This window comes from Arcticibacterium sp. GJ41-1 (assembly GCF_055808875.1).
Window position 1 is genome coordinate 5,102,223 of the sequence record NZ_CM147888.1, and the last position, 17,483, is coordinate 5,119,705.

Consider the following 17,483-nt stretch of genomic DNA (forward strand, 5'->3'; position numbering starts at 1 on the left):
GATAGACTCTTCCAAAACGAAAAGAGCCGAGTTTCAATTTGAAACTCGGCTCTTTTTATGTTAAGACTATCGTACTAATTCTAAATCTCTGGATAGCTCTTTGGCTTAGCTTCTCTCATGATGGCATACGCCACATCAAACACATCATCCTCACTAGGCTTAGAGAAATAATCTCCATCTGAACCATACGCTGGTCTGTGCTCTTTAGCTGAAATGGTAGTCGCTTTTGAATCTAAATACTTGTAGCCTCCTTTAAGTTCTATTACCTGCTGCATCATATAAGCCGAAGCTCCGCCTGGCATATCTTCATCTGCAAATATTATTCTATTGGTCTTTTTCAGTGACTTTAAGATGGTATCTGTTCTATCAAAAGGAAGAAGCGTTTGTGCATCAATCACTTCCATAGATATTCCTACTTTTTCAAGTTCTTCGCTAGCAGCCATCACTATATTACACATAGAACCATAAGTAACTATTGTAATATCTGTTCCCTTTTTAAGCACCTCAGGTTCTCCCAATGGTACACAGATATCACCTAGATTACTTGGTGACTTCTCTTTTAACCTATAACCATTTAAAGGCTCAATCATTAGTGCTGGATCATCTCCAGCTAGTAATGTATTATAAAGACCTGCTGCCTGAACAAAATTTCTTGGAACACAAATATGCATTCCTCTTAAAGAATGAATCATGACAGCTAGCGGAGAGCCAGAATGCCAAATTCCTTCTAGCCTATGACCACGCGTCCTAATAATAACCGGAGCCATCTGACGACCAAAGGTTCTATATCTCAAACAAGCCAAATCATCCGTTAAAATAGATAGGCAGTAATATATATAATCAAAATACTGAACCTCCACTATTGGCCTCAGCCCTCTCATGGCAGCTCCTATACCTTGTCCAATAATGGTAGCCTCTCTAATTCCAGTATCTTCAACTCGAAGCTTACCGTATTTCTCTTGCAATCCTGCAAAACCTTGGTTTACATCTCCAATAGAACCTACATCTTCCCCTAAAGCAAAAACCCTTTTGTCTTTCTTTAGTAGTAAGTCAAAGTACTTATTGATTATTTGATGACCGCTTAATACTTGCTGCTCTCCTCCAAATTTAGGCTTAACCTCCCTAACATTTAAAGGAGAAGACTCAAACTCACTGTAAAGATGTGAACTATAATTATGCGAATTTTCAGAAGCTAATCTTTCCAGATAAGGAGTAAACTCTTTACCTACCTGCTCCTTCATCAATGTTCTTTTTGCCTTTTTAATAGCCGAAACAGCATCTCTTTTAAGCGGGTTTTGTTTACTCGCTAGAGACTTCCTAATTGCATTTAATGCATTTTTTTTCGAGCTCTTTTTGGCAACAGTATCAAGTAGCGAAATGGCCTCTTTGACATCCTTATCAATATTCTTCCTAAAGGCTTGCCAGGCATCTTGCCTTGCCTTTTTAGCTACCTCTTTGGCCGACGCCTCTATTTTAGCCAATTCATTTTCAGAGGCTATTCCTTCCTCTAGTATCCATTCTTTGAACTTCAGGTTGCAATCCATTCCAACCTCCCAGGCTAATCTATCTTTTCCTTTATAACGCTCATGCGAGCCACTAGAAGAGTGCCCCTGCGGCTGCGTAACTTCATATACATGAAGCAAACAAGGCATATGCTTATCTCTAGCAAATCTTGCCGCTTTCTGAAAAGCCTCTATAAGCTCAGGATAATTCCAGCCCCTTGCTCTAATAATTTCTAAACCTGGACCATCTTCGTTTGACTGAAAACCAGCTAAAGCTTTTGAAATACTACTTTTAGTCGTTTGAAATTCCGAAGGAACAGAAATGCCATAGCCATCATCCCAAACAGCAAAAATGACAGGTATTTGAAGAACACCTGCGGCATTAATACTTTCAAAAAACATTCCCTGAGAAGTAGATGCATCACCAATGGTAGCAAAACAAACTTCATTTCCATTCTTTGAAAAGCCATCTAAACTTTTCAGTTCAGGGTTGTTTCTATATAGTTTCGAAGCATAGCCTATACCAATACTTCGTGGAATTTGACCGGCAGTAGGCGACACATCCATCACCTGATTATATAAATCAGTCTGTTTAAGCCACTTTCCTTTATCATCTAACCATGGGTTAGAAAAGTGACCATTCATAGATCGACCTGCTGAGAATATATCGTGGTTAACATCTGCATGAGCATATAACTGGGAATAAAACTGCGTCCAAGTCATTCCGCCCACAGCGGCTACAAAAGTTTGGTCTCTATAATAACCCGATCTAAAGTCTCCCTTACGAAAAACCTTTGCCATGGCTAACTGAGCAAGTTCTTTTCCGTCACCGAAAATCCCGAACTTAGCTCTACCCATAAAAACCTCTTTTCTACCAAGAAGGCTAACCTCCCTACTCTCAACCGCCATTCTATAATCTTCAAGAACCTCTTTCTTATCAATAATGAATTTAGAAGAGATTGAAGCTTGACTGGAGGTATCACTCATTCTGTAAAGGTTTTATGTGCTAAATCAATTACATTTAGCGTGTTTATTGAAAAGAGCTGCAATTTACCACATTTCCTGAATTTATCAATCAGTCGAGGCCCGCTAAAACATCGTTTCTTCTTTGTTAACGGGCTGTTAAATATTTGTATTGAGCCCCTTTTGGCTGTTAATTTGTAATGCAGTCTAATAAAATGTTCAAATTACAAACTCAAGAAAAGATGAAATCAATGAAAAGAGTATTATTCACAATTATAGCGGTAATGGCTTTCGCAGTAGCATCAAGTGCTCAAGGTGTTCTTAAATTCGAAAGTGAAAAGCATGACTTTGGGACACTTGCAGAAGGTCCTGTAGCTAACTATACATTTAAAGTTACAAACACGGGAACAGCCCCTGTAGTTATTTCAAGAGCTATGGCTTCTTGTGGATGTACTACTCCTGAGTGGAGCCAAGACCCTATTTTACCAGGTGCATCTAGCTCTATTAAAGTTGGATACAACACTTCTGGCCGTCCTGGAAACTTCAAGAAAACTATTACTGTAACAAGTAATGCAGAAAACTCTACGGTAATATTGACCATCAATGGTTCAGTAACACCTAAGTCAAAGACAAAATAAGTCTTAAAGACATTTGATTTGGAAGGCTCACCCTAAGGGTGAGTCTTTTTTTATGCCAGTATTTTGATTTTTAATCAGCCATTCGTTACTTATGCCCACTTCATCAATAAGAACAAATGATAAACGCAGAAATAGAAAAGGCTTTTTTCAAAACCGAACTGCCTGTTAAATGGGGAGAAATGGACGCCGCCCAACATGTTAACAATGTTAATTATCTGCGATGGGCTGAGTCTGGCAGAATAGGGTTTTACGAAAAGCTAGGAAGCATAGACCTTGACTTTAAAGCGGTAGGCATTATTCTGGCTTGGCAAGATTGCAAATACATATTCCCAGTCACCTATCCAGACACCGTGACCATCACCTTTGATGTGATAGAACTCCATAAAGACCGCATTATTGGCGAATGCAAAATCTACTCAAACCGTCATAATAGAATAGCCGCTGTCTCCAAAAGCTCCGTCATGGCGTATGACTTTAAAGCATTGAAAAAAGCGGCTATCCCTGAGTCTTGGAAAGACTCTATCGTAAAAATTTACGGCGATTCTATTTTGAAGTAAAATACCTACTCACCCTTAAAGGAAGCTTTTCTTTTTTCTAAAAAAGCTGCAGCTCCTTCACGGAAATCTTGAGTGGTGGTTAAATATTCAAAGTTTTCAATCTCCGACTTAAAGCCGTCTCTATCGTGAGCGTAATACGCACCTACGCTGTCAATCACTTTTGAAATGGCCAATGGAGCCTTCTGGCCTATTTTACCTAAAATCTCCTGTGCTTTAGCTATTTCTTGACCGGCAGGTACCACATGATTAGCCAAACCAATCCTGTATGCCTCTTTTCCGTCTATCATGTCGGCTGTCATCATTAGTTCTAATGCTCTTCCGCGTCCTACTAATTGACACAACCTTTGCGTACCGCCATAACCTGGAATTATTCCTAACTTAACCTCTGGTGTACCAAACAAAGCACTTTCAGATGCCACTCTGATATGACAAGCCATGGCTAACTCGCAACCTCCGCCCAAAGCAAAACCATTAACAGCGGCTATCACAGGAATAGGACAACTTTCAATAGCATTAAAAACCTTATGACCGCTTTCTGGGCTAAAAGACTCGCCTGGCTTTACCTCCACAAATTCTGAGATATCAGCACCGGCAACAAAAGATTTCTCACCATCCCCAGTAATTATAATTCCCTTTAACTTTAAGCTACTCAACTCTTCTGTAAAAAAGTGATACAACTCCCCCATTAAAGTAGCATTAAGAGCATTTAATGCCTTTGGTCTTGATAATGTTAATGTGGCTATACCTTCTTCAATTGCCACTTTTATAGTTTCAAAATTCTTCATTCTTATTCTTTCTAATAGATAAAATTAATTTTCAAAAACGGGCTTACGCTTCTCCATATATGCGGTAAAAGCTTCTTGTAAATCGTTTGACAAAAACATGGACGCGTTCCAAGCTGTCATATAATTTAGAGACTCCGCTACACTATGGTCTCTTTTATAAAGCAACATCTCTTTAATTCCTCTAACGCTAAGTGGCGATTTTTCGGCAATAGTTGCCGCCAATTTTCTTACTGCAGTTAAGAGCTCATCTTTATTTGCCAAAGACTGGTTTACCAAATTAATGCGTTCCGCCTCTTTACCCACTACATTTCTTCCGGTGTAGGCCATTTCGGCCACAATGCCTGGAGCTACAATGTTTGGCAGCCTTTGTAAGGTACCAATATCAGCCACCAAGCCAAGGTCAATCTCTTTAATAGAGAAATAAGCATCATCTGTACAGTATCTAATATCACAAGCAGAAACAATATCCAAGCCGCCACCTACACAAGCCTTGTGCACAGCCGCAATAACAGGCTTACGGCATTTTTCAATAGCTGATATAGTATTCTGTAATTTAAAGATAAAACCTCTTAGAGCCTCTCTTTTTCGACCTTCGCAAGATATACTGGCAAACTCCTGAATATTCATTAAAGTTTCTAGGTCTATTCCTGCACAGAAGTTATCGCCCTCTCCGTAAAGAATAATAGCCCTCACCTCTTCAGTGCTATCTAGCTCTTCAAAAATTTGCTGCATTTCTTCCCAAGCTGGGCCGTCCAGTGAGTTTGCTTTCTGTGGCCTATTAAACCGAACTTCGGCAATGTGGCTAGCAATGTCCACTTTAAAATGTTTGTAATTCATGTTGATGATTTTGTTTTAAACAAATATATTTCAAATCCTTCAATGGCACCTCCCTTTTTCTTTTTGAAATTTAAATTCGCTTTGCTAAAAGCTATTTGACTGTATTTCAACAACATCCACAAGCGTCAAAAAAAATACTTAAAAAAAGTAAGATTATTTTCAGCAAAAGCTTGCTCAGTTAAAACAAAGGCTATACTTTTGCATCTCCATTTCGGAAACGGAATAAGTTTCCTTCTTAGCTCAGCTGGTTAGAGCATCTGACTGTTAATCAGAGGGTCCTTGGTTCGAGCCCAAGAGAAGGAGCCACAAGGTCAAGGAGTTACAGAAATGTAACTCCTTTTTTTATGTTCTATGAACAACAAAATGAACAACAACTACACTCTTAAACTACTTAACACCAGTCCTTTTACTCAGATAAATTAAAATTAGTAGAAATTAATTTTAATAGTTAATTAATCTATCACATTTCTTTTCAGGGGTTTTGTTTTAATCAGGTAAACCATCTCAAAAGATGTGTGCAGAAAATACAGCATAAACCTGATTCTATTAAACTACCTTTTGTAGGTGAATGGCAAGTGGCTTTAAAAAGCCTAAATCATATGCCACAACTTCTACATCAGAGAAACTTACTTCTTCTACTGTGTAAGTTTCCCCAAAGGTAGTATCACAGAAAGTCTTTATTATAATTATATCAGGATAAGAACCAGTTAGTTCTTCCTGTATCTAAACTAGATTGAATCTTTCCTAGAAACTCAAAGGCATTCTGCCCTCTATCCAAGAAAGTATCTATGTAGGATTGTTTGTTAGCTCCTGTGAACAAGTTAAACACATTCCATAGATTTATAGAGCCATCATCATTTCTACAGAAACTATCATCTCTGTAGTAGTCTTTAGCAACTATACCAATTTGATTGTCTCCAAACTGTAAATCAGGAACAAGTCTTTTCTCTTTACTAGGGAGGTATTGATATAACTTTCCTCTACCAATCAATGTAGCAAACTGATGTTCATTTAAAGAATAGTTAGGAAGTGTAGTCATTAGATTGATATGTCTCTCTATCTTATATCTAGAAAGCAGCTCATAAACTTTCTTCTTTAGCTCCTGCATGCTTCTAGCAACTAGGTTTGCTGTAAAACCATCAGACCATACACATAGATTAGTACATACCTTATTCTGGAAGCCTATAAAGACTTTAAAGTGTTCCTCAGCTCCTTTCCTATTGTAGAGGTTATCTAGGTTATAAGACTTAACCCCTCCTACAGTTAGAGATAGCTTATTCCCATTGATTTCTGTACTTATACTAGGGATTTCAATTATGAAAGCCATTCTCTCATAGTAGATGGTTCTCTCATGGTCTAAGAGTTCTTTGGCAGGCTTATTTTTAGCTTCTGGTATTCTACCTTTGATAGGGTGTGAGACTCTTAAGCTAGGGTTTAGAATAGACTCTCTTTGGAATACATAGTTTACTACCTCCTGTGTAGTATTAATGAAGTCCTGATGTGAAATAACAGTCTCATTATCTTTCACAAACACAGGTATGATATGTTCATGTTCTAACTCAAATTGAGTCATAGGAGATGTGTTGGATACAATGAAGGGCTTTTCTGTACTTAACTCTACTTCTTCAAAAGGAGTGTACTCTGGAAGGATTAAACTTTGATTTTGCATAAGACTTGAATGTTTAAAAATTATAAATAAATTAAAAACAGGAGGCACCCACCACAATCTATGCTATTAATAAATAGATGAAAATTGACATTAATCTGCTCAGAATTGTTCAAATACTTTAGTATTTGTGGGGGCTGCAACTCTTTGATTATTAGAAATAATGATGGGGGGGTAACCTTCCTGTTCGAAAGCTTATGGGGCTGAAGTCCTAACTACCTTATGCAGTACATGTATTTAGTGTAGTTTAAAAACAAACTTTTAAATTGGTTAATAAGTTGGTGTAATTTCCGTAGGATTAGTTCTAGTCCGTATCAGATAAACAAAGCTGGGCTTTCACTCTTATCATAACCATTATTCTGAGCATACTTTATAGCTCTTCTAATCTGATATGAGATAACATATAGACTTACTTGTTCCTAACTAATTCACTGTCTCTGTTGTTTACTATTATTGAATTATAACCAGTAAAGAGATTTGGTTCTGGAATAGGATGAGATTTTAGATAAGAGACAAAATCACCAGTAGTTTTCATAGTAGAAGAATCAATATCATCTTCCTCAATAAACTTTTGAACATCTATATCACATGAATATATATTAGCTTCTAGTTCAGCTTCTGGAATATCAGAATCCAAGAAAGCCTTGCATACTCTTTTAAGTGTTCTACAACAAAGTTGTTATCTCTTAAGTCATTGTCTTCTAATTTATAACTAGCAATTAACCAGATAATTAAGAATAAAGTACAAATGAGTACGACAGCATATATTATATCCATAATGATTTAAAAAAGTAGAGACACACTATACCTCTACCATTTCTTGAAAAATTCATTCCAAGGAGATTGATATACTTCATCCCCTACAGGAAGAACAATACTATGTAATATTTCAGATGTACCCTTATGCATTACTTTATCACCTTTATGTATGAAATAGGTCTTTTCTTTTATAATAGAATCAATAAATATCTTTACTGTACTACCTTCCCTTATTGGTCTTAGTTCATTAGCAAAATCCTCCTTTATTTGTCGAGGTGTTCTTGCCCTCAGTTGTACTTCTTCCCATTCCTCCTCCCAAGTATACACAGTGTACTCTTTGTATTTATTCTTTACAGTCAATATAATGTCATAACCATCAATTCTAATTGAAGTTAAAATACCTATAGTAACTGTTCTTTCAGGAAGAACTAATTTACTCTCCAATTCTACTTTTAAAGAATCTAAAGCCCCTTCTTTTTGTTTTGTTACCTTTTCTAATTCTAACTTAAGGTCATTTATTTCTTTTTTAGATTTAACTTCAGTCTCTTCCAAGACTGCAATCTTATCATGAAGAAATTTAAATGAAGCTTCAAACCTATCAGCATATCTTTGTGCTTGTTTAAGCTGTTTCTCTAAATCTCTAACAGGTTGATATTTAGCAATTTCAAGTTTCATTTGCTTAGTCTCTTCCATTGCCTTATGCATCTCTTCTATAGCAGATTTCAATGTATTACGAGTATCTCTGTATTTTGTCTCAACTTGTCTAAGTTCTTTCTTTAATTCACTTTCAGATGTAAGCCATCCCATAATGGTAATAAAAATTTAATTAAAGTCTTCTAGTTGCTAACTCAGGGTCAAAGTCATCATCATTGTATCTTCTCTTTATATATTCTTTCTGATAATTCCTCTACTTCTTGCCAAAAAGATTGGATAAAACTACATTGCCAATTTTGTTAGTATTACAGATTATGTTACAAACAACCCCTATTGAAATGGAATAAAAAGTTTAGTTTAAGAATACACTAAATACATACCTTAACAAGAGGGCTGTCTCCTATTTATGGAAGTAAATGATTTCTTCTTCATTCCTTCTTCCGAAATAGCAAACAACATCACTTTTCTTAATGGTTAGTGAACAAATTGTGTATTCATCTGGGTCTGTTATTTCGTATCTCTCTTGGAAGCTTATGGCTACATCCTCACTTAAAGTCCAACTGATTCCAAATTCACCAGAGTGAAATTCATCATTTGACATAGCCCTGTAAACTACTATTTCATCAGCCAAATTATTAAACACCTCAAGCTCTTCAAGCTCCATCAAATATTTTTCTCTATCTGGTCTCTCTGATTGAAAAAGAGCTATCAATTTTCTATTTGGAAGTGTATTATCAGAATTATGTATATAGCAATAAGCTAAACCATCCCAATATTCCTCATCAGTTAGATATTCCATATTTTTAATAAAAAACATGAAAGCATCTCCCGAAGAATTAAATACTGCCAAAGTATTAAAACTATAGTGTCTGGAGAAATCCAACTTTTTAATTAGTTGGAGTAAATTAAGTAAATGAATTGAATCAGGGAATTCAAGAAAGCTATTGCCTTTATTAATTCTTTCTAGATACTCTAACTTGTCCTGCAAAAAATTGTAAAACAGCCTATTCTCAAGTTTCATTTTATCATTAATTCTCGCCCTAAACATCTCAATCTCTTTTTCCAATTCCTCTTTACTATTTGGCATTACCATTTCTTCCATACTTGAAAATATTATTATGTTCTAATGTTTTAACTCTTTGTATTTGATTGATTGTTTGAGCTTTTATAGTCTAATGCCATATTAATTAACCTATTTAGTTGTGAGTAGAATTTTGTTGCTTCATCAATTTGTTCTGGACTCAGATATTCATACCCTTTAACAACATTTTTATTAGAATAAGCCATACTGAAAATATCTTCTAGGTTATTAAAACAATTCTTGAATTCATTTAAATTCATCATGCTACAATATAACCTTGCCAAATAATCAATATTAGAATCTTGGATTTTGACATCATTTAAAAGTGCTAAGAAGGTCGAATTGCTTTGTCTTAAAGAATCAATCCATCTTAAATAATCAGAATTGTTCTTATGTAAGGAATAGATTACAGTTTTATCATGTATAAGTGAAAATATGGGGTCAACACTTACTTTATCTTTTGTATAACTTATTGCTTTGATATAATTAGAATTCCTCTCAGACAGTTTAAAAATCAAATTTGTTATCCTATTAACCTCAAACTCTTCTCTTTGTAGGTTCAGTGCAGAAGTCTGATTCCTAATTTCTTTCTGTTGATTAGAGATTTCTGTTTGTTGCATTTTAAGAGCTGCCACAAATAGCAGCACACTTGCTAAAGTCCATAATGAGCCTACAAGACCGCCAATAAAGTCTCCAAATTGGCCTATGATGGCTGTATCAAGTTCGTAAGTAGTATTAATAAAGCCCTTGAAGCAAAGTATAATAAAGTAAAGAAGAATCACTAACAACCCTAAAACAATTGACCAAAAGGCTATTTTCTTGAGTTTTTCAGGTTCATCTAATATCTTATATATGCTCATTTGCTTCCTCTCAAATAATGCTGGTACATGGTATCTAAAATGACATTCTTGTATTCAGAACTTTCAGCAGTCTTATAGAAGTCAAATTGATTGTTCACAAATTCAAGAACAATTTTACTATACATCTCTCTAAAGAACTCTTTCTTATTAGCTTCTGAATTATCACCATTCATTACCTTGTTTAGTTCTTCACTTTTAATGATTCTTTTATAGACTGAATTAAAGTTTAGCCTATCCTCATCTTTTAAATTAAGTCCATGAGCTTCATTTATCTTAGCTATTATGATAGAAAGTAAAGTTTCCTCATCTTCTGGCTGTTTTGAATCTGTAGATGAAAGTGGGTCTAGAACACCATCTTTATCTTGTAGACTCAGTTTCATCTCTCCTATCTTTTGAATCCTTAGAGAATCCAAATCAACTGCATCAGTCAAGTCTACTGTAGTTCCCTCTCTCTTTGGCAGCCTCTTCTTAAGGTACTTTAGGAATATGAACTGCTTCTCTAATTCTACATCTTCAAAGTTCATTATCTGTGAGATGTAAGAATATAATCTACAGTAGGAGTTTATCACAGATTTAAATTCATCCCTCTGAACTGGTTCATCTATCTCCTTCCATCTCTTGACTATTATTTCTATAGGTGCTTGCAGTAGTTCATCTGTAGCTCTTGGAGTATAAAAAAGCTTACAGAATTCATCTACTTCATACTTAGTGTAGAGTTGAAATTTACTTATTGTTGTAACTAACTCATATAGCTTGTAGGAGTCTGTTTCTCCACTTAGATAGGTAGATGTAAAGAAGTCTTGGAATGCTGTAACTATTTCATCCGGCTCATTCACAAAATCTAGCACAAAAGTGTCTGTCTTACCCTTAGTTTTTCTGTTGAGCCTAGAAAGAGTTTGAACTGCCTGAACACCTCCAAGTCTCTTATCTACAAACATGGTATGTACAAGTGGCTCATCAAACCCTGTTTGATACTTACTTGATACAATCAATATTCTGAATCTAGGGTCTTTCAATCCATCAGGAATATCTACTTTATGCTGTAGCCCATTGGCAGAGTTTAAAGAACTCTCCGTATGCTCAGCACCTTGATATTTTATAGAGCCACTAAATGCTACTAGACATGAATATGGTAGTCTTAATTCAGTCATCTGCTTTATCATCTCTTGTTGAAATAATACACAGTGCTTTCTAGACCTTACCACTACCATTGCTCTGGCATTTCCTTCAATCTGCTTTTGAGTGTGACCTACAAATTGATTCAGGATTATAGTGACCTTTCTCTTTATAGTAATCTCATGAGAATCTACTTTTTTAATCAGTTCTTGAGTGGCTTTTCCTTCTGGCAAAGGCTTCTCATTCTTTTTAGCACCTTCTTTTACTTTGAACCATCTCTTGTAGTGCATGAAATGCTCTAGTACATCCAGTGTATATCCTTCTGCAATAGATTGCTTCATGCTATAGGTATGAAAAGGAACAAACTGCCCATCATTATTTTTTCTACCAAAAAGCTCTAGTGTCTTATTCTTAGGAGTACCTGTAAAACCAAAGAATGATATGTGAGGTTGTTTACCTCTAGAAGCAAGGTCTTTATTAATTAAATCATCATATGTCTCTTCTGTATCTTCCTCATCATCTATTATCCCATTAGCCAGTTCATCTACAGATTCTGTAGATGTTTCAACATTGACAGATAATGACTTCTTTAACTTCTTAGATGTCTCACCAGTCTGGCTTGAGTGTACTTCATCTATGATAACCCCGAAAGACCTGCCTTTTAGCTTAGACATGGCATCAGCTATAACACCAAACTTCTGAATTGTAGTTACAATGATGTCATTTCCACTGGCTAGGGCTTCTTTTAGTTGATTTGAATTCTTGTCAATAGACTTTACTACTCCTGCTGTTTGCTCTAAATCTCTTAATGTCTTCTGTAGTTGTTTATCTAATACTCTTCTATCAGTAACCACTACAATAGTGTCAAACATTCTAGTTCTGTCTGTGACATTCTGATACAGAGATGAAAGAGCATGAGCTAACCAACCTATGCTGTAGCTTTTTCCACTACCTGTAGCATGCTGAATTAAGTAGTAATTACCTGTGCCATCTTGTATCACCTGCTTTTTAAGCTTTCTGATTACATCTAGCTGATGATACCTAGGGAATATTAGTAGGTTCTTCTTCTTCTGAATCACCTTACCTAATCTATCATCCCATACTTTATCTACCTCTACAGTTTCTAAAGCAAAATTCTCTATAATATCTAATATAGATGCAGGACTTAGAACCTCTTTCCACAGGTAGGAGACCTTATAATCTTTGTCAACTATTGGATTTTCAATGGCTCTATTATAAGGCAAGAATTTGGTATCTGAACCACTAAGCTTTGTGGTCATTCCTACACTGTCATTATCAACTACAAAATGTACCAACATTCTCTTAAACTGTAGAAGTGGCTCACCTTTAGGGGCTCTATCAAACTTGAATTGCCTTATAGCATTAGAAATATCTTGACCAGTAAACTGATTCTTAAGCTCAATACTTATAGTAGGAATTCCATTGATACAGAGTACAATGTCAATAGACTTCTCATTCTTAGTAGAGTACTTTAATTGCCTTACTACAGAGAGTCTGTTTTTTAGATACTTCTCTTTATGGTCTTGATTTAAGCCACTTTTAGGCTCGAAATAAACCAAGTCAAGGTAAATGCCTTTGTCTACTATTCCATCTCTTAAGACCTTGATTATACCCTCTGATTTAAGACTACTTGACAGTCTCTTTAGTAGCTTTTCATCAGCTTGTTCTCCAAAAGCTGTTTGCCATTTTTGGTAAGATTCTGGCTGTGTAGATGAAATGAACTCAATGACCTCAGACCCAACCAAACCAAACTCCCTATTATATAGATTTCTATTGGTTGAGTTATATTTTAATCCATTTTGTTCTGTAGTTGTTAAGTACTTTTCTATGTATTCTTCAAACCTTAATTCAGTCATGGCAAATTAGTCAGATAGCAGATTGTCTTCAAGTATACATATTTTTCCTGTAACCACATTAGAGATAAGGCTTTGCCTATATTCTTTTAGCTTTTCTATCTTCTTTTTTTCTATCTCAATTGTTTTATCTATTATTTCAATTTGCTTCTTAAGATAGTCTACAATTTTCTTTTGTTCTGACATTGGAGGGTATGGAAATCCAAACTGTTCAAATGCTTTACTAGGTAACCTCCATCTTCCAAACATTGAACTTCCCTGACCAAAGCCATAAAATATTTTATTGGTGTAACCCAGTTGAAAAATGAAAAGGTAGAATGCACTTATAGCTTGGATGTCTTTTAACCTAAATACTCTATAGTCAGGACTAGTTACACCTAGCTGCTTAGAAATGTCAACATAGCCCGTTAACAAGTCCATATGATTCATTATGAAATGACCTTTTTCAACTAATTGATATTTTGAATAATCCATTGACACTTGTCCCTTTCCTGAAATAATATCTTTTACTTTTATCCCCTTTTGAGTTACTGATAGTACATCATAACCCAATTCTCCTGAGATTTTTTTTATAATTTCAAAAATGTATTTGTTTTTCTTTATTTTCCAATGCTCAGGAATCTCCCCAATCCATTCTACACCTGAATCTTTAAGATTCACATCAGGATTAAGCCCTTTAGTGACTACATGATTAATTAGTGCTGTTCTCTTCTCTTTAAGTAGTTCTATTTTCCTTTCCTTCTTGGCTAGTAAATCATCTATTAGGGCTGTCTTTTTGTCTAGGTAGGTGACTATTGCTTTTTGTTCATTGAGGGGTGGTAAAAATGACTTTATTTCTCCAATCTCTGAACTGTTTATAGCTGGATAGCTAACACCATAAGAATTAGATATAGTGAAATCAATAAAATAGTTACTTAAAGCAAAGTATCCCAAAAAGCCTGATTCTATTTTTCTAGGTCTTAGAACTGCAAATCCAGTAGAGGCTATTAGATTTCCTATAGGATTCCTTATGGTAGCAATAGCCTTAAGATATGTTCTTACAGTAGAAACTATTACATCTCCGTGAATCACCTTCCTTCTTGCTCTTGATGGAGCATCCTTAAACATAAGGAGAGTGCTATTCTTAATACCTTCTGAAGCATTGACATCAGCAATCTCTATATAATTGATTTCGAGATTTTCATCAGTTTTTTCATTTAATGTATCATCATTGATAGTTATTAAATATTTCAGGCTTTTTTCAGACCAATGAACTGGAATATTTCCTATCCATTCAGTTTTGGTCGGCTTATATTTTGGGTATGTCTTCATGTGGTTCTAGGTGCTAAAAGATGTAATGCCCCTTCTTTGATTCCAATCCAATTTGTTGCTTCTTCAAAACTCATCAAGTCTATTTTACTCATTTCTCAAGGATTTGTTGAAATAGACCATCACTCTCTTTTTCAAGCTCTAACAAATCATCAGTAATATCTTTTAAGCTTCTGAGTGGCTTATATTCATAGAAATACCTTGTGAAGTTAATCTCATAACCTACCTTATCTTTAGCTCTGTCCATCCAAGCTTGAGGTAAATGTGGCTGTACTTCTTCATCAAAGTAGCTATCAACATCTACAGTTAAAGGAATTCTCTCATAGTCTCTTAGCTTACTGTTTGGCTTAGGCTCTCCCTGCTTATTTCTAATGACTTCTCCATCTTCATCTACAAGTGGCTGCTCTATGGTTACCTTATTATAACCAAAGTAGGTGTTAGGGTAAATCTTACAAATATCAGAGTCTTTAAAGTCTAAGTAAGTGGCAATTATTTCATCTCTTTGAGCATCTGAAATAACCTTTCTCTTATCTCCTAAAGACTTCTTCATACTATGGTGCAAGTCTGTGGCATTTATTAGCTGTACATAACCTTTTCTTTCCTTTCTCTTTTTGTTATTCACAATCCAGATATAGGTGCTAATGCCTGTGTTAAAGAATAACTGGTCTGGAAGTGCTACAATAGCCTCAAGCCAATCATTTTCAATTATCCATTTTCTTATCTCTGATTCTCCTGAACCCGCATCTCCTGTAAAAAGTGGAGAGCCATTAAAAACTACTCCTATTCTGCTGCCCTTCTCTTCCATCTTAGAAATCATGTGCTGTAGGAATAAAAGGGAACCATCTGAACTTCTAGGAGTTCCTACAGAGAACCTACCTTGGGGATTTTGAGCTTCCTTCTTTACCTGTTCCTGTTCAGATTTCCATGACACACCAAAAGGTGGATTGGTAATCATATAGTCAAAAGTCTTTCCTTGTAGTTGGTCATCAGACAAGCTACTGCCTAAGTGTATATTCTCAGGATTTTCTCCTGTAATAAGCATATCTGACTTACATATGGCATAGGTCTGAGGATTTAACTCTTGGCCAGAAAGCTTGATATCTATATTAGGGTTGATATTTTCCTGTATCCATTCTTTGCCTATTGTTAGCATTCCACCAGTACCACAGCATGGGTCAAATATTGACCTTATTTTACCTTCTCCTTCTAAGTCTGATTTATTCTCAGAAAATGTCAGACCTACTAGAAGCTTGACAACATCTCTAGGAGTATAATGCTCTCCACTAGTTTCATTGCTCATCTCTGAGAACTTTCGTAGAAGTTCCTCAAAGATTTGCCCCATAGTATGGTTGCTAATTATCTCAGGGTGTAAGTCAACCTCTTTGAACTTAGAAATCAATAGGTAGAGCCTGTTGTTTCTTAATAGCTTTTCAATTGGCTTCTCTAGCTGAAACTTCTCAAGAATGTCAGAGACATTTTTAGAGTATCCATTCAAGTAGTTATCAAAATTAAGCTTTAAGCTATTAGAGGGAAGGCTAGAAAGGTCATATTTAGAGTAATTGTAAAAACTATGCTTAATAGCATTTTTAATGATAGGACTTGGGTCATCAATCTTGTCTTTATATTCCTCATAGAGCTTATGGGCTTGTTCCTTTTGAGGTTCAAGTACACAATCTAGTCTTCTAAGTACAACAAATGGTAGAATAACATCTCCATATTCATGCTGTTTAAATAGTCCTCGAAGGACATCATCACATACATTCCAGATAAAGGAGGAGATTTCTTGATGGGTTGACATAGGGTTTGAGTGGCTTTTAGCTTGCAATATAAAATATTGAAAGGTGACATCTGCTAAGAGTTAGCCATAAAACTATCAAAAATGCAATTCATCTACATGTTTAGGAGGTGTTAGAAGAAATTCAACAAAATCTTAAAAGAGACTTTGACCAGTAAATACACAATAAGCAAGCTATGTAAAGAGTGCTAGCACTTTGTTTATAAAAGAGCAAAAAGATTCCTTTAGCAATGATTGTGTATCAGTCAAATTATCATACTCCTATCTTTAAAACTGAATATTAATATACCTAACTAAATCAATATATATATAAGGGGCAATTATCTTGGTTGGCTTCATCTTTAGATTAAGTAAAGGTTCTTAATTCTTGAAAATAGTAGGACTTGTCAATTCTTGAAATTCAGAGTTTGTTAAAAAAAACTTCATTTAAGACTTTCTTATTCTTCTTTTAAAAAGAAATACATACCTAACTAAATTTATATATATATAGGGAGACTTTGTTTTGGTTGGGTCTTTCATAAATATTCTTTAGGTTCTCTTATTGATATGCAATAAACCCATAGGAAAGGACACCTACAGGATTGGTAGGTGTACATCAAACTTAAACAATAAGCAAATCAGACTCTTTTAAATATTACTTGGCAATACTCAAACTTTTATATTCCCACAGACCTCTAATCTTACTATTTCAACATGTAGGTGAACTGCTTAAAATTCTTGCAAAAAACACCTACAGGTTGAGAATTCTTAAACCATATCAATGTAGGTGAACTTGAAAATCATTACCCATCCAGACTAATTTGTCCTTATATATATATATATATTGATTTGGTTAGGTCTATAATAGAAAGAGGCTACTTCCTTTATGTAGCCCTTTTTGATTTTTTAGTGTAAAACCTAAGTCATTTCCTTTAAATAAATATGTCAAATGATTCTCCATTTTACTTTCAAACCCTTCATTTGAAAGGCAGACTATTATCTCTTCTAAAATCTCTTTTTTTGTAGCTGTTAACATGTTTATTAAAATTATATTTATGATTTAATTAATTCCTCACCCTATTTTTGAGTATGCTGTATCCACTCAATAC

14 protein-coding genes and 1 tRNA gene are annotated in these 17,483 nt (G+C 35.1%); 3 read left to right on the forward strand and 12 right to left on the reverse strand.

Annotated features, from left to right (window positions below; translation table 11 throughout):
- Positions 1-80 precede the first annotated feature (80 nt).
- Positions 81-2,489, reverse strand: a complete 2,409-nt coding sequence (locus AC0L6O_RS21090) for an alpha-ketoacid dehydrogenase subunit alpha/beta (RefSeq protein ID WP_473305159.1) — start codon at positions 2,487-2,489, stop codon at positions 81-83.
- 227 nt (positions 2,490-2,716) lie between these two features.
- Here AC0L6O_RS21090 and AC0L6O_RS21095 point away from each other — a divergent pair, with 227 nt between their 5' ends.
- Together AC0L6O_RS21095 and AC0L6O_RS21100 are read left to right on the forward strand one after the other, a co-directional pair.
- Positions 2,717-3,103: a DUF1573 domain-containing protein gene (locus tag AC0L6O_RS21095; RefSeq protein WP_473305160.1), complete on the forward strand. Its 387-nt coding sequence runs from the start codon at positions 2,717-2,719 to the stop codon at positions 3,101-3,103.
- Between the two features lie 116 nt (positions 3,104-3,219).
- Positions 3,220-3,660, forward strand: a complete 441-nt coding sequence (locus tag AC0L6O_RS21100; RefSeq protein ID WP_473305161.1) for an acyl-CoA thioesterase — start codon at positions 3,220-3,222, stop codon at positions 3,658-3,660.
- Between the two features lie 5 nt (positions 3,661-3,665).
- On the opposite strand, the gene AC0L6O_RS21105 is transcribed toward AC0L6O_RS21100, so the two are convergent.
- Positions 3,666-4,445 (reverse strand): enoyl-CoA hydratase/isomerase family protein, encoded by a 780-nt coding sequence (locus tag AC0L6O_RS21105; RefSeq protein ID WP_473305162.1) that lies wholly within the window; start codon positions 4,443-4,445, stop codon positions 3,666-3,668.
- A gap of 24 nt (positions 4,446-4,469) precedes the next feature.
- Positions 4,470-5,282, reverse strand: a complete 813-nt coding sequence (locus AC0L6O_RS21110) for a crotonase/enoyl-CoA hydratase family protein (RefSeq protein ID WP_473305163.1) — start codon at positions 5,280-5,282, stop codon at positions 4,470-4,472.
- A gap of 229 nt (positions 5,283-5,511) precedes the next feature.
- On the opposite strand from AC0L6O_RS21110, the gene AC0L6O_RS21115 reads away from it, so the two are divergent.
- Positions 5,512-5,588, forward strand: a tRNA-Asn gene (locus tag AC0L6O_RS21115).
- Between the two features lie 385 nt (positions 5,589-5,973).
- On the opposite strand, the gene AC0L6O_RS21120 is transcribed toward AC0L6O_RS21115, so the two are convergent.
- The 9 genes from AC0L6O_RS21120 to AC0L6O_RS21160 form a co-directional block, all read right to left on the reverse strand.
- Complete coding sequence (locus AC0L6O_RS21120; protein WP_473305164.1) at positions 5,974-6,951, reverse strand: DUF3871 family protein; 978 nt, start codon at positions 6,949-6,951, stop codon at positions 5,974-5,976.
- A gap of 406 nt (positions 6,952-7,357) precedes the next feature.
- On the reverse strand, positions 7,358-7,585 hold the full coding sequence (locus tag AC0L6O_RS21125) for a hypothetical protein (RefSeq protein WP_473305165.1): 228 nt from the start codon (positions 7,583-7,585) through the stop codon (positions 7,358-7,360).
- A 173-nt stretch (positions 7,586-7,758) separates the two neighbouring features.
- On the reverse strand, positions 7,759-8,514 hold the full coding sequence (locus tag AC0L6O_RS21130; protein ID WP_473305166.1) for a hypothetical protein: 756 nt from the start codon (positions 8,512-8,514) through the stop codon (positions 7,759-7,761).
- Positions 8,515-8,761: 247 nt separating this feature from the next.
- Positions 8,762-9,463 carry a hypothetical protein gene (locus tag AC0L6O_RS21135; protein ID WP_473305168.1) on the reverse strand — a complete coding sequence of 234 codons (702 nt, stop codon included), beginning with the start codon at positions 9,461-9,463 and terminating at the stop codon, positions 8,762-8,764.
- Between the two features lie 29 nt (positions 9,464-9,492).
- On the reverse strand, positions 9,493-10,302 hold the full coding sequence (locus AC0L6O_RS21140) for a hypothetical protein (RefSeq protein WP_473305169.1): 810 nt from the start codon (positions 10,300-10,302) through the stop codon (positions 9,493-9,495).
- A complete protein-coding gene (locus AC0L6O_RS21145; protein WP_473305170.1) occupies positions 10,299-13,295 on the reverse strand; it encodes a type I restriction endonuclease subunit R in 2,997 nt (998 codons plus the stop codon). Before AC0L6O_RS21145 ends, AC0L6O_RS21140 begins: the two co-directional genes overlap by 4 nt.
- 6 nt (positions 13,296-13,301) lie before the next feature.
- Entirely contained in the window at positions 13,302-14,603 is a 1,302-nt protein-coding gene (locus tag AC0L6O_RS21150; RefSeq protein WP_473305172.1) for a restriction endonuclease subunit S, read from the reverse strand.
- Between the two features lie 88 nt (positions 14,604-14,691).
- Positions 14,692-16,398, reverse strand: a complete 1,707-nt coding sequence (locus tag AC0L6O_RS21155) for a type I restriction-modification system subunit M (RefSeq protein WP_473305173.1) — start codon at positions 16,396-16,398, stop codon at positions 14,692-14,694.
- 835 nt (positions 16,399-17,233) lie between these two features.
- On the reverse strand, positions 17,234-17,410 hold the full coding sequence (locus tag AC0L6O_RS21160; RefSeq protein WP_473305174.1) for a hypothetical protein: 177 nt from the start codon (positions 17,408-17,410) through the stop codon (positions 17,234-17,236).
- Positions 17,411-17,483 lie beyond the last annotated feature (73 nt).